At 42.8% G+C, this 13,746-nt stretch carries 15 protein-coding genes; 9 read left to right on the top strand and 6 right to left on the bottom strand.

Annotated features, from left to right (window positions below; translation table 11 throughout):
- Window positions 1–133 precede the first annotated feature (133 nt).
- Entirely contained in the window at window positions 134–535 is a 402-nt protein-coding gene (locus MHH93_RS02750; RefSeq protein WP_500052684.1) for a VOC family protein, read from the bottom strand.
- 160 nt (window positions 536–695) lie between these two features.
- Between MHH93_RS02750 and MHH93_RS02745 the strand changes: the two genes are divergently transcribed.
- Window positions 696–1,448: an SAM-dependent methyltransferase gene (locus MHH93_RS02745; protein ID WP_500052683.1), complete on the top strand. Its 753-nt coding sequence runs from the start codon at window positions 696–698 to the stop codon at window positions 1,446–1,448.
- Window positions 1,449–1,539: 91 nt separating this feature from the next.
- Here MHH93_RS02745 and MHH93_RS02740 read toward each other — a convergent pair whose 3' ends face one another.
- Complete coding sequence (locus MHH93_RS02740) at window positions 1,540–2,199, bottom strand: helix-turn-helix transcriptional regulator (protein ID WP_500052682.1); 660 nt, start codon at window positions 2,197–2,199, stop codon at window positions 1,540–1,542.
- 166 nt (window positions 2,200–2,365) lie between these two features.
- Here MHH93_RS02740 and MHH93_RS02735 point away from each other — a divergent pair, with 166 nt between their 5' ends.
- The 7 genes from MHH93_RS02735 (at window position 2,366) to MHH93_RS02705 (ending at window position 8,144) form a co-directional block, all read left to right on the top strand.
- Complete coding sequence (locus tag MHH93_RS02735) at window positions 2,366–2,902, top strand: MFS transporter (protein ID WP_500052681.1); 537 nt, start codon at window positions 2,366–2,368, stop codon at window positions 2,900–2,902.
- Window positions 2,903–2,914: 12 nt separating this feature from the next.
- Complete coding sequence (locus MHH93_RS02730) at window positions 2,915–3,262, top strand: winged helix-turn-helix transcriptional regulator (protein ID WP_500052680.1); 348 nt, start codon at window positions 2,915–2,917, stop codon at window positions 3,260–3,262.
- Window positions 3,252–3,611, top strand: a complete 360-nt coding sequence (locus MHH93_RS02725) for a HesB/IscA family protein (protein ID WP_500052679.1) — start codon at window positions 3,252–3,254, stop codon at window positions 3,609–3,611. Before MHH93_RS02730 ends, MHH93_RS02725 begins: the two co-directional genes overlap by 11 nt.
- 23 nt (window positions 3,612–3,634) lie before the next feature.
- Window positions 3,635–3,922 carry a HesB/YadR/YfhF family protein gene (locus MHH93_RS02720; RefSeq protein WP_500052678.1) on the top strand — a complete coding sequence of 96 codons (288 nt, stop codon included), beginning with the start codon at window positions 3,635–3,637 and terminating at the stop codon, window positions 3,920–3,922.
- Window positions 3,923–4,118: 196 nt separating this feature from the next.
- Entirely contained in the window at window positions 4,119–5,483 is a 1,365-nt protein-coding gene (locus MHH93_RS02715) for an MFS transporter (RefSeq protein WP_500052677.1), read from the top strand.
- Window positions 5,484–5,553: 70 nt separating this feature from the next.
- Window positions 5,554–6,777 (top strand): macrolide family glycosyltransferase, encoded by a 1,224-nt coding sequence (locus tag MHH93_RS02710; RefSeq protein WP_500052676.1) that lies wholly within the window; start codon window positions 5,554–5,556, stop codon window positions 6,775–6,777.
- Window positions 6,778–6,914: 137 nt separating this feature from the next.
- Window positions 6,915–8,144 (top strand): multidrug effflux MFS transporter, encoded by a 1,230-nt coding sequence (locus MHH93_RS02705; protein ID WP_500052675.1) that lies wholly within the window; start codon window positions 6,915–6,917, stop codon window positions 8,142–8,144.
- A 103-nt stretch (window positions 8,145–8,247) separates the two neighbouring features.
- Here the strand turns inward: MHH93_RS02705 and MHH93_RS02700 are convergent, their stop codons facing one another.
- Window positions 8,248–9,222, bottom strand: coding sequence for a helix-turn-helix transcriptional regulator (locus tag MHH93_RS02700; protein WP_500052674.1), 975 nt, complete (start codon window positions 9,220–9,222; stop codon window positions 8,248–8,250).
- Between the two features lie 105 nt (window positions 9,223–9,327).
- Between MHH93_RS02700 and MHH93_RS02695 the strand changes: the two genes are divergently transcribed.
- Entirely contained in the window at window positions 9,328–9,807 is a 480-nt protein-coding gene (locus MHH93_RS02695; RefSeq protein ID WP_500052673.1) for a GyrI-like domain-containing protein, read from the top strand.
- Window positions 9,808–9,921: 114 nt separating this feature from the next.
- Here MHH93_RS02695 and MHH93_RS02690 read toward each other — a convergent pair whose 3' ends face one another.
- The 3 genes from MHH93_RS02690 to MHH93_RS02680 are packed head-to-tail and all read right to left on the bottom strand — an operon-like array spanning window position 9,922 to window position 13,584.
- Window positions 9,922–11,043 (bottom strand): Ger(x)C family spore germination protein, encoded by a 1,122-nt coding sequence (locus MHH93_RS02690; RefSeq protein WP_500052672.1) that lies wholly within the window; start codon window positions 11,041–11,043, stop codon window positions 9,922–9,924.
- Window positions 11,040–12,128 (bottom strand): GerAB/ArcD/ProY family transporter, encoded by a 1,089-nt coding sequence (locus MHH93_RS02685; RefSeq protein ID WP_500052671.1) that lies wholly within the window; start codon window positions 12,126–12,128, stop codon window positions 11,040–11,042. The genes MHH93_RS02690 and MHH93_RS02685 overlap by 4 nt, the downstream gene beginning before the upstream one ends.
- On the bottom strand, window positions 12,121–13,584 hold the full coding sequence (locus MHH93_RS02680; RefSeq protein WP_500052670.1) for a spore germination protein: 1,464 nt from the start codon (window positions 13,582–13,584) through the stop codon (window positions 12,121–12,123). The genes MHH93_RS02685 and MHH93_RS02680 overlap by 8 nt, the downstream gene beginning before the upstream one ends.
- Between the last annotated feature and the right edge of the window lie 162 nt (window positions 13,585–13,746).

Raw genomic sequence — 13,746 nt, 5'->3', positions numbered from 1 at the left:
AAGAATGATAACAACAATCCGTCTAAAGAAGCGGCTAGTTGGTGTTATCATCTTTGTTATTCGAGGATCAAGAAGTTGATTCTTTCGGAAGCTGCAGAGCCAGTGACCTTAAACAAGGACCAGCGTTTTCATATTAGTTTTTAGGCATTTTGCTCTCATCCATATACAACAGGTTCCAGCGGTGACCGTCCAGGTCGGCAAATCCTGCGCCATACATCCAGCCATCCGTTTCACCCGGCTTGCCAAAGATGGTTCCTCCGGCAGTCTCTACTTTTTGAATAAAAGCATCAACTTCCTCTCTGCTGTCAGCTCCAATGGAAAAGATAACTTCTGCGCTATGGGAAGTATCTGTGATTTTTGCACCTGTAAATTTCTCAAACGCTGCATCCGGAAACAGCATGATCGTTGTTTGGCCAATGACAAGCTGGGCTCTCTCGTTACCAACATTCTTCCCATGGAATCCAATCTCATTGAAAAAGGTAGTGGATTTCACAACGTCTTTCACCGGAAGGTTAATCCAGATATTTTGTGACATGGCTGCAGCCTCCTAGAGTATATTTTCAACACTCTTACTATACTCTACTTAATCCGTAATTACATAATCAGGTACGTACAATAATGAGATGTTTAGAAATAACGGGTATAATGAAGGCTGATTTAGAGAAATCTGCTTTGTAGTGAAGGGATGATTCAGATTGATAGATCACGATAATCTTGAAGAGTATCTAGACCCGGTTAATTATGATCTTGAGTTTGGCGGCGAAACGAATAAATACAACTTTTATCTTGAATTTGCCAAATTAAATCCAGGCGAGGTGTTGGAACTTGCATGTGGTACAGGGTTGACTACCATTCATTTATCAAAATCGGGGATAAACATAACAGGTGTTGATATTTCTTCGTCAATGCTTGAATATGCGCGGGTTAAAGCTCAAGGTTTGCCTGTTGAATTCATTGAAGCTGATGCCCGTACATTCAATTCCGAACAGCGTTTTTCCATGATTTATTTGACAGGAAATGCATTTCAGGCTTTTTTGAGCGATGAAGATCAAAGGGCCTTACTTGAGACTGTCAACAAACATCTAGAGCCTGATGGATTGTTTGTTTTTGAAACCCGAAACCCCTTGGGGACCGATTTATCCAACGAAGAGGAAAGCACCTGGGGAGAGTTTATCGATAAAGATGGAATTACAGTCAAGGTATCAGGTACACAGACGTATGATACAAGTCACCAGATCATGCACTGGGTCACGTTCCGTGATTGGGGAGGATCGAAGAAAACCATTTCTCGAATTGCATGTCGCTTTATGGATAATGATATGCTTCAGGGTTTATTAACGAGCTGCGGCTTTTGTATCGAAGATCAATATTCGAACTGGGATAAAACACCGTTCAATCCTTTATCTCCTTCCATCATTAGTGTTTGTCGAAAAATACGCAGAGACTAAAACGAACAATCCCGGAATATTCACCCAAATCGTTCTAGTTACTTCAAAACCATGACAAAAGGAGCAATCTCCAATGAGGTTGCTCCTTTTGTCATGGTTTATTTTGCCTAACGGTGTACACGCAGTTTCTTCCTCCGGCAAGAATGTATTCTCCCCGTTCAATATGAACATTATCGCCTAGAACTGTTTTGAATAAATGTAGCTCATTCTTGCATAGTCCGGTACAGACCGCAGCCGCTTCACAGATGGGACAATGCTTCTCAATGAGTAGGAGACTGCCATCATCCTGCTCCTTAACCTCGGCCATATAACCTTCATTCGTACGAATTTCGGCTAATTTCTCCAACTTCTCTCTAACTTCTGATGCATCGCCTAGATACTCAAGATATTGTTTTTGCATATTTTTATTTCGAACATCCAGCAGCTTGTCCAGCCCTTCATTACCAAAGGCTTCTTTCATCGAATTGATGAGGCTGACGGATAAATCCGAATATCCGCTCGGGAAAAAACGATTAGCCGAAGGAGTTAATATCCATAGCTTGGTGGGTCGACCCATCGGACGTGCTTCTTCCACAGTCGTAACCAATCCTTCTTCTTTTAGCGCATTTAGATGTTGACGAATTGCCATTCCAGATAATGAAAACTGAGAGGAGAGTGCCACAACATCCATTCCCCCGCGCTCCTTTAACAGATCAATAATCGCTCTCCGGGTACTGGTTGAGACATCTTTTTTAGTCTGATTTCCGCTCATGGTGCACCTCCTTGTGACGTAACTGAGTCTACATGACTAACTACATTTTAAACAAAAATGTTGACAAAGTCAAAGCCGAACGGTAGCTTAGACATTATAAACAAAAATGTTTACTAAGTATCCGGATACGATGTATACATACCAATTTTCTTGGAGGTCACAGTTCATGTCGTCTAATCATCAAAGTATTTTCAGCCCGCGTTATTTTGCACTAACCATAGGGATTATTTTATCAGTGATGGCCGTTGGATTCGAAGGTCTATCCGTAACCACCATTGCTCCTTCGATTGCTGGAGACTTGAACGGTCTTAGCCTGTTCGGATGGATATTCAGTACATATCTGCTTGCGCAGATTATCGGAACGCTGGTCGTCGGTCGGATCATTGATAAAAGAGGACCTGCAGCACCATTCACTTTTGCACTTCTGTTGTTTATCGTAGGGCTAATCGCTGCCGCAACCGCAGGCGACATGTATACCATGATAGGATCACGGGCTCTACAAGGCTTGGGTGCTGGAGCTATGATGACTTGTGTGTATACAGCTATATCGTTAAGTTACCCGGATGAGTTACGTGCCAAAATACTTGGAGCATTTGGCACAGCCTATGTTCTTCCGTCCATGCTCGGTCCATATGTAGCCGGTCTTATCGCGGATCAGTGGTCCTGGCGCTTTGTATTCTGGGGGATCTCACCACGAAGATGAATATGAAAGTGGGTGTACAGACCATTGTTCACAGAAGATCCGAATAAACTATTTACAGCTTATCGTATCATCGGAACGAAATGGACGATCCATATTTTATGTGCTCTGTCCCAAGGCCCGAAGAGATTCGGTGAAATATTCGAAAGTATTCCTTCCATTTCCGAAATGATCCTTTCCAGACGCTTAAAGGGTCTTCAACATGATCATTTGGTCAAAAGAACAATACGGACACACCCTACACAAATTATTTATGAACTTACGCCAAAAGGAGCTGCTCTTGCGGCATTCATACCCTGTCTAATGGACTGGGATACCCAATTTCAAAATGATACCACCGGGAGGAACAAAAATGATCATTAAGGTCAGTGATAAAGCATCGGACAAAATTGTTGAGATCTTATCAAGTGCGGATATCCAAAATGCCTTCCTTAGAGTAGGCGTTGATGAAGGGGGATGCAGTGGTTTATCTTATACCCTTATCGTGGACGAGCAGCAGGCAGAAGAAGACATGGTGTTAAATAAAACGCAATTCAGGATATTGGTTCATGCGAAAAGTATTCCATATATTGATGGTCTTGAGATCGACTATGAAGAGAGTGGAATGCTGGGCGGATTCACAATGAATAATCCAAATGCCAAAGTCTCGTGTGGATGTGGGGCCAGTTTTAGAATGGCCAATTATCGTGGCGAAGTAAAAAAATGTGATTAAACTGAGGGAAGGGGTGCAAAGCAATGATCTCATTTGTAGTATCTGATCAAGCAATCGATTCCTTTAAGAATGAATGGGAGTTGGAAAAGGGCCAATATGTTAGGATTTACGCAAAATATGTTGGAGGAGGCTCCGATGCTTTTACAATTGGCATCAATGCGAGCGCTACACCAGTCGATCCCGCTTTGGTTCAATCCATTGGAGGCTTTCATTTCTTTGTTGAAAAAACAGATGTCTGGATCCTGCAGGATGAACTTCTCCGAATTGACTGTAATGAAAATGGCATATTTTCAAGCAAAATCTCCTATTGAACATGGGAATCAAATTTTAAACCATAATCTTACTTTTTAAACATTTAACTTTACATAGTATAACACTTAATGTATATTCAGGGAGTTAAAAGGATTAATTTACCATAAATAACAACAAATTATGGAGGTGTAGAAGACAAATAACAATCAGATTGGGATTTTTGATGCTCAGTACAGGGCGCCTACAATAGGGATTATGTTGGTTCTGGCAACCGTAGCATTCGAAGGACTGGCTATCACGACAATTGCCGCGAAGATGGCACAAAGTTTAGAAGGTATTCATTTATATGGTTGGATTTTCAGCGCATTTTTGTTATCTCAGCTTATTGGAACCTTGGTTATGGGTCAGCAGATTGACAAGCGCGGCGTTTTTACATCCATGCTGATATCTTTTAGTGTTTTTGTGTTAGGAACTGTGGTCTCCGCTGTCTCTATCGATATGTACATGCTTATTGCCGGAAGAGCCCTTCAAGGTTTTGGAGCGGGGGCCCTGATCACATGCGTTTATACCTGTGTGACGTTACATTATCCAGATACACTTCGTACTCAAATCCTGGCCGCATTCTCCATGGCATTTGTCCTGCCTACCTTAATCGGACCTTATGCAGCAGGCCTTATTACTTCCTACATCTCGTGGCGATATGTTTTCTGGATCGTTCTACCCTTGATTGGAATAGCGCTCAGTCTCACATTCCGTTCTTTCCGTAATTTGCAGCTTCAGCAAGATCTGACAGGTCCAGCGCGAGCAACGGACTCAAAGATTATGTATGCGATTCTGCTTGCCGTTGGAACGGGGCTGTTACTCACAGGACTTGGTATGATAACCGATTGGAAAGGCATAGTGCTCACTTTGGGTGGATTAGTCGTCATGATCCCACCAATGCGTAAATTGCTGCCTATGGGCACTTTCTCGGTACAAAAAGGATTGCCTGCTACTTTAGTTTCGAGAGGGCTATATGTTGCTTGTTATTTTACAACGGAAAGTTTTGTGATCTTGGCACTAACCGAAGTGAAGGGGTTATCAGCTGATCTTGCTGGCCTCATTGTAGCAGCAGGTTCTCTGAGCTGGTCCGCCGCAGCGTGGTTGCAAGCCAAGCTTGATGCACAAGATCAAGGTCGTGCCCGAAAGGGCAGGGTCATGACCGGCATTGGCATTATGATCGCTGGAACTGTACTTGTGATCCTGGCTCTTATTTTGACGGACGGCGGGATTATACTCATCCTTCTCTCACAAATGATTACAGGGTTCGGTGTTGGATTGGCCAACCCTACAACGGCAGCCATTGCTTTACAACATGCCTTGCCCAGGAAAGAGGGAGAAATGTCCGCGAATCTGCAATTTGTGGATTCCTTTTATATGGGAGTAAGTATTGGAGTCGGTGGCGCACTGATTGCCTTGTCCGAAACGTTACAGTGGGGCATATCGACTGGCGTCTTCATCGTGTTAACACTGCAATTATTATGGGTCTTGTTAAGTTTCTTAGCATCACTACAAATTACCAAACTCGTTCATCAAGAACATCATCCAATCAACCAAGTGAAGGATAACATCTCCATGTAACGGATGACGACCGCGTCGTTAAATACATCATGAAGAACGGGGGGACTAATTACATTGGGAGGTGGATAAGATGGCACGTGTATTAGTCGTCATTACTCCAGCTGAAGGACATGTGAATCCATCTTTAGGATTGGTTACTCAGTTGATTGACAACGGTGAGGAAGTTGTCTATGTGTGCACGGAGGAGTACCGTTCCCGAATTGAACAAACCGGTGCTCAGATCATTACCTATCCGTTTCCACAAGATGCCTTCTCTCATGATCCGGTGTTGAAACCCCAGGAATACAAGCATTCTTATCAGTTCATTTATATGATGGTAAGCGGTATTATTCGGAGGATCATCCCCAATGTGCTGCAGGTGATAGAGGATCAAAAGTTCGATTATATGATCTTTGATTCTTTGATGGGATGGGGAGGGGCTATTCTTGCAGAAAAACTTAGAATTCCTGCGGTGTGCTCCATTGCTTCCTTTGCTTTTGTGGAGCCTCTGGGGTCAAGCTCAGTTCTGAATGATACGGAGACGAAGGAGCTTTATGAGGCTACGATGAAGATCGCAACGGAGTTAGCCGAAGAGTTTCAAGTGAGTATTCCAGCCATAGAAGAGATTCCGGCACATGCAGGTCAGTTAAAGCTCGTGTACACCAGCCGTTATTTTCAGCCGCAGGCAGAAAAGCTGGATGATCGATTTATTTTCACGGGTCCTTCGATCATAACACGTCAAGATGCTCCGAGCTTCTCGTTTGAGGTGCTGCGTGAAAGCTACCCGCAAACCGTCTACATTGCTATGGGTACGATTTTAAATAAAAATTTGGATTTCTATCAGCTTTGCTTTGAAGCATTAGGGGATCTACCCGTGAATGTTGTTCTATCATCAGGGAAATACACGGATATGGAGCCGCTGGCTGATCAAATACCTCCTAATTTTATCGTTAAGCCCTACATTGCCCAGTTGGACATGCTGCAGCATACCGATGTTTTTATTACACATGCTGGAATGAACAGCACAAGTGAGGCGTTATATTACAACGTTCCGATGGTGATGATTCCATTAACATCGGATCAGCCTCTTGTCGCCAATCGGGTACAGGAGCTGGGCGCGGGTATTACTTTAAATAAACATAACCTCAGTGCAACTAATTTGAGAGAGGCATTAACAGAAGTGCTACACAATTCACTTTATAGACGGCAGGCTTACCTCATTGGTGAATCTTTAAGGCAGGCTGGCGGTTACAAGCGAGCTGCCGAAATGATCATGAGTCATATGGGTTCAGGCCGGGGAAGTTACACAATTTAATGGTTTTCCATTCAAAGTCGCTTAATAAGCGGCTTTTTTTGGTTTTAATAACCTAAAGACTTGACCTACAGTTAACTCTATGACTTATACTCGATTAGGCTTGCAAATTATATGAGGAATTGGAGATTTTATTTATCATGGCGAAGAGCACGAATTGGAATGTTTTTGGACTCGCAATACTACTAGGTTTATTTTCTACATTAGGTCCATTTACGATTGATATGTATTTACCGGCTTTCCCGGAGATTGCACAAAATATGAATACAACGGCATCACTTGTACAATTTAGTCTTACTGCTTGTTTGTTAGGACTAGGTGTAGGACAACTCGTTATGGGTCCTTTGAGTGACGCGTACGGTAGACGTAGACCATTGTTGATCTGCATGGCAGCCTACATTATTTGTTCCTTGGCATGTGCGTTTGCTCCGAATATCGGACTATTGATTTTATTTCGTTTCACGCAAGGATTTGCGGCATCAGCAGGAATTGTTATTTCCCGTGCGATAGCTAGAGATCTGTATAGTGGACATGAGCTCACTAAATTTTTCTCTTTGCTGTTGCTTGTAGGGAATTTGGGGCCTTTGGCAGCACCGATTGCGGGAAGTGGCATTCTTTCCTTCACAACTTGGATTGGCGTGTTTATCTCGCTCTCATTCCTGGGGATTTTCTTATTGATCATGACAAAGTGGAGCTTAAAAGAAACACATCCAGTCGAAAGACGTATCGTTCCCGACTTCAAACAGCAATTGGGCAATTACAGAATGCTTCTGCGTGACCGCACGTTTGTAGGCTACATGCTCGCACAGGGAATCATGACGGCAGGGGTGTTTGCTTATGTAGCAGGAACACCATTTATTTACCAAAATATATATGGCGTTACACCCACAGTATTTGCTATATTGTTTGCTTCGAACGGCATCAGCTTGATCATCGGATCTCAAATCGTGGGTCGTTTGGCCAAACGGATCCCTGAGCAGACGCTTCTATTATCGGGGCTATGGCTTGCTCTAATAGCAAGTGTTGCTGCCTTGGTGGTAACCCTTGTTCATGGTCCACTTTTCGCTTTGGTCATTCCATTGTTCTTCTTCGTTTGCTCAATCGGCATTACGTCCACTGCGGCATTCCCGCTGGCCATGGAGAGTCAAGCCAAGATGGCCGGAAGTGCAGCAGCACTGCTCGGCGTTGTTCCATTTCTTCTGGGTGCACTTGTTGCTCCTCTGGTCGGTATCGCAGGTGAGGACACTGCCGTCCCGTTAGGACTTACTTTATTAATGACCAGTGTCATTGCCATTGTTACTTATTTTCTACTTGTCAAAAAAATCTCGCAACCTACACCTAATCATGCTCAGTCTAATGCTGACTTTTAGTATAGAAGGAACACCCTGCCAAGCATTGGTGTGAGACAAAATAAATAGGATTCCATTATAAGTCGCTCAAATAGCGGCTTTTTTTGGTTTATTGTACTGATGCTCACTTCTTCATTTGGTATAAACTCAATCTCTCTTGAAGAGAAGTCAGCACTTCATCCGGAATTTGCTCAACCTTGATATCTTCACCCAGAAAAAGCAACCAATTGGTGATTTCGTTTACTTCATCTGAGTTATGGACATTCGTACATGCCTTTAGGAGGGCTGTCGTTTGGTACGGATTCGTATAGGCAATTGAAAATTTTATAGGATGGTACTTTTTGAATTGGGCAATTGCCTTTGGGCCAAGTTCCAGAACAAGGTTGATGACCTCTGCCTGCGTATTTCGTTTTAGTTGTTCTACAATCTTTTTCGTACTTGGTCTTTTTTTCGCCGGGTATGCTTCGACGTGGATGAGGTTGTCGACAGATATGATTCGTCTCTTTTCTTCCTCCAGGTCATAACCTTCAATGATCCAATGGCCCTTTTGATGGTGAAGGTGTAAGAGAACAATGGGATAGGACTTTGTTTTCGTCTCTTCCTGAACAGTAACTAACATATAACGTTCGATAAGAAGTATTTGGATGAGTTTTTCCAAGGTAGGGTGGGGCAGGTCTGACAGATCCAGCAAGTCCGGATTATGGGGATTGGTCCCCTCAAAAAGCAATATTTGATTCAGATGCACAAGGTCATCTTGCTGATTCTCTGAGATGAGGCCCAATAATTTTTCAGCCAAAGATTGACGACTCTTCAGATAAGGAAGTTGTTGATTTCTTGTCGCCATAAAGGCAATGAATAACGCTTTGAGTTCATTATCGGTAAAGCGGACCGTGGGCAGGAGGGAGTTGTTCATGACAAAATAACCGCCGTCCCGCCCCACTTCAGCGACAAGTGGCATTCCCATGGCTTCAATTTCTCTGATATCTCGAATGGCTGTCGAACGGGAAATGTTAAATTCTCGCATGATTTCAGAGATGGTAAAGTGGGCACGGTTATTGATATACCGCGTGATGACATTAATGCGTTCAACTTTTTTCATGAGGCCCCCTAAACAGTATCATATTCTGACATGATTTAAGGTTATTATAAACTCATCAAGTGAAAACACAAATTAATTGAAAATTGAAAGAGGATGGTGTACACAATGAGTAATTATCATTTTGAAGAAAAAGACAGCTTTATCGTATTAGGTATTGGAACGGAGCTTAAAAGCGACTACACAGACTATGCTGGCATCAGCAAGGAGAAGGCGGATTTTTGGTCCACTGTGAGGGAGGATGGAAGCCTGGACACATTAAAGTCTCTGGCTACTAATGACTATATTTTTGCAGTAAACGAAGCCGTGAATAACAAAATGATGCATTATGCTGGTGTCATGACAGAAGAAACTCTGCCAGAAGCAACGAGAGTGATCCAATTTCCCAAGGGAGAATACCTGATTGTGAAGGGCGAAGCAGAGACGGCAGATATGCTCAGTAATATGCTTACTGGCATTGCCTTTGGTCAAGCTCTCCCCGTGGAACAGGATTATGCCTACGTTGGCGGTCCGAATGCAACGGTTGAAATGGGACAGAAAAACGGTTTGGTATATGGTGAAATGTGGATTCCTGTTGTAAGGAAGTAATGAGAAGGTGATCAAAAGGTCCATACGATATCATTGTTGAGGAATGTATTCCGGTTGAGCGCTACTTCAAGTGCACCAATGAAGTTCCAGGAGGTGCACTTCAGAAGTAGGCCATTAGTTTAAAACACCTTTGCCGACTATTTTAACCTTTACTTCCGGATGAAACCGAACTTGGGCATACTGTTGATTCCAGTCTAGGCTTTTCCACAAGCTCGGGTAATGGGCTATTAAATGTCTGCCAATGCCAAAGGAATCACACCCGCTCTGCTGAAGTGTCTTGATAATATGTTCTGCGTCCTGAGTCATATCTTCGGATAACTTACGATTCAGAGAATCGATCGTGTCTTTTTCCTGAAGATGATTCATTGCATACTCCACAATGGTTACTGGAAGTTCGATACGCAGATTCACATCAATTTGGCTATCATTTGCCACCTTTACCGTGAGTTTGCGCTTAATTTGTTCAATATTCGCTTCGTAAGTGACATAGTTCCGGGGGTTGTTGGAAGGCCCGGGGTGAACCTTTTTGACAAAACGCGCAGCTTTATTCCATTTACCACTCATAATAATGTATAAGGGAGCCTGTTCGGTATTAAGACTTCCACTGAACCTTTGCCCATGAAACAGGGCGATTCCTCGAGCATCAATTTCCTTTCCATGCTTATATAGATAAGGCAACGTAAAATCCTGTCCCGGATCCAGCATGGGAGGGAGAAGTTTCTCTAATGTCATCTCAGGAAAGATACATAATTCCTCCAGACTCTTAATTTTTTTGGTAATAAACTCCCCAATCAGTATGCTGCCCACTTTTTCTTGGTGTAACAAATCTCCGGCATCGCCGTCTACAATTGCAATCTTGACATGTGAGGTCGGGTAATCAGGTTCCCGATATAAGACGTCCAGGTATGGGTAGATATCATTTTGTGCGAGTTTGTTTCCGTATAAGATCATCCCATATTTAAAGAATCTTATATCACCAGTCACTTTAGCGCGAATTCTATCCGTGCTTTGACGTACGGATCTTCCGTTGCCTGAATGGACTTCATTCACGCTGCTCCCTTGTTGACTTTCAAAATCATCGACAATTTCAAGCGTCTGTTTAATTTCACCTTCTGAGGTGATGTCGAAGGCCGAGGCATTAGCCAGTCTGGCATCTTTTAAACTATCCTGATCCCAGCACCCTGTCATTACCATGAGCAGGAACAGGAGGACAAGAATTTTTCCTTGTTTACTCATATCATCTTCTCTTTTCGTTTCATTATATAAGATAGAGCCAATAGCAATAGAGGCAAGATCATGAGAAAAAAGTAAGCTGATCTGTTGGCAATCGTACTAATCAATTCAAGTTTTTCTTGCTGTTGTGGCAGATAGGCAATTACGCAAGAAGCAAGAACAACATAAGGCACAGCTTTTTTATGGTGTTTTTGTTTGAAGAGGTAACTTATCCCATACGATGCTGTATAGTAGTAGCCACATATAGCCCCGAAAATTGAAATTAACCAGATGGGGAGGAACAGGAAATCGGCCCGGTCCATTGTCCCGAGTGGGATAGAACGGAGTAAATAAATGACGGGTTCAGGCATTAAGTCAAGTTGCTGGGGGCTGAAAGCCGTTGAACATATAAACACGGTAAATGCATATAACAGAACGACTACAGCACTTGCAGAGGCAACAGACTTGAGTTTGCCACCGCTGCTACCTTCAACCATGGGAAACACGACGAGAAAAAACTCAAATCCAAACATGGCCATTAATGTTTCGGTTGATCCACTGATGATATTCGGCCATCCTGCTTCGTACAAAGGCAAAAGATATAACAGATTGATTTCCTTGAGTCCGTAACTGATCAATACCATCATGGGCAAGACCAAAAAGGAGATGAGAACAAGTACCCGGGCGATGATTCGTAATTTTTGCCGGACCAAATAGATACTGCTGAACAAAAATAGGGCTAGTATAGCCCACCGAGGTGTATCCTGCAGCATCCAACGGTTAATCACACCGTAGGCGTTCACCAGAACAGAAGTACCCATTAATAGGAAATATCCAGCGTAGGCAATGATCAGCAATTTGCCAATCCATTTACCCATGATCAGCGTTACAATTTGATAAATGGACGAACTGGGGAATCTTCGCATCAAAAGCCAGCCCAACAGGATGACCAGTTGAATCAGGAATCCTCCAAGGAAAACAGAGATCCACCCTCCGCCCTTAGAGAGAAGGTGTATACGGTAAGGGAGGGACAAGATATCTACACCAATTTCAAATTTCATAATAAGTAAGAACAATTGTCCCTGAGTAATCGTAGTTTCCTTATTCACGTTTTTTCCAACTCCTAGAGAACTTCTGCTGATTCAGCCGCTGCGGACGAGCATCATGAGGACGCCCGCGAAGCGCCCAGATCGGAAATCGAATCCATACATCTTTCATGTCAGCTAATCGGAAAGGGGCCACTGGAGCAAAATAAGGCGATCCGAAGTTTTCCAGCTTACAGAGATGAATGGTTAGAATCACCAGACCAAATGCGATGCCGATATATCCAAAAAGTGCCGCTCCAATCATCATTGGAAAGCGAAGAATACGTACTGCCGAACTCATCTCATGCGAAGGTACCAAAAATGACGAGATAGCCGTTAGTGATACCACGATAATCATGGTGTAGGATACAAGCCCTGCACGAACGATAGCATCTCCGATAACCAAACCGCCAACAATGCCGATGGTCTGGCCCACTCGGCTCGGAAGTCGAACCCCGGCTTCTCTTAATACTTCAAAGATCAGTTCAAGCAACATTGCCTCAACAAGTGCAGGAAAGGGGATATTTTGCAATGATTTTTTGATTGTGTGTGCCAGTTCAATTGGTAAAATTGCGGAGTGAAAGGAGATGGTCGCAATATAAACAGCAGGTAATGTAAATGCAATGATAAAACTCATCATGCGAATCAATCTCAAAAAAGAACTCACAATCCACCGACCATGATAATCATCCGGACTTTGGTAAAATGCAAAAAAAGTCACAGGAGCGATAAGAGCTGAAGGACTGCCTTCGGCAAGTATCGCAACACGTCCTTCCATCAAGTTGGCAATAACCCGGTCTGGCCTTTCTGTACTGAGTTGCTGAGGGAAGAGAGAAAAGGGATTATCCTCGATAAACTCCTCTATAAATCCTGGAGCCAGCACCATATCTGAAGATATCGATGTGATCCGCTTTTTCACCTCTTCTACTAACTCGGGACTAGCCAAATCCTGAAGGTATACGACTGCAATCTTGGTGTGTGTCTTCTCACCAACGTTAAAATATCGAACGATTAAAGATGGACTAATAATTTGTCTACGAAGCAGATTCAAATTAACGGAAAGTTGCTCGATGAATCCATTGTGCGGCCCTCGAATAACACCTTCGTTTTCCGGTTCAGTTGTACTGCGGACATACATCTTCTCAGTAGAAAGAATGTAAAATTCCGAGTATCCATCAAGTATGTATAGACATTTACCTTGAATAATTGAATCTATTCCATGTTGCAGATCCGTATCTTTTCGACTTTCTAATGTGGTGAACGATGGGTAGATTTCCGAATGGGCTTGGTCATTTAGTGCTGTTAAGACATGTGTTTGAATGATCTCCTGATCTACAAGTGAATCGATATAGAGGAGCACGCTCTGTACACCATGGAGTAGAAGCAAATGTTGTTTCAAATCGTCGGTATTGTAAAGGGAATACTCTACATAAGAAATATTCATTTTTAATTCAGAGAATGCCTGATTGATTGGGGTCATATATCCACCTCTTTATGAAATGCGACATGGATTATTTTGTGCAAAATCAAGATGATTATTCAAAAGACGCTTTTTATTCAAAGAACTTATAACCAAACATTGAAAAAGAGTTGCACTATATTCCATAAGTTACAATTGAATTAGAAACTTTTTCCTAAATCT

Origin of the sequence: Priestia sp. FSL H7-0729 (assembly GCF_038005685.1) — a bacterium.
In the GTDB taxonomy this organism is placed as follows: domain Bacteria; phylum Bacillota; class Bacilli; order Paenibacillales; family Paenibacillaceae; genus Paenibacillus.
This window is presented reverse-complemented; position numbering and strand designations above follow the sequence as displayed.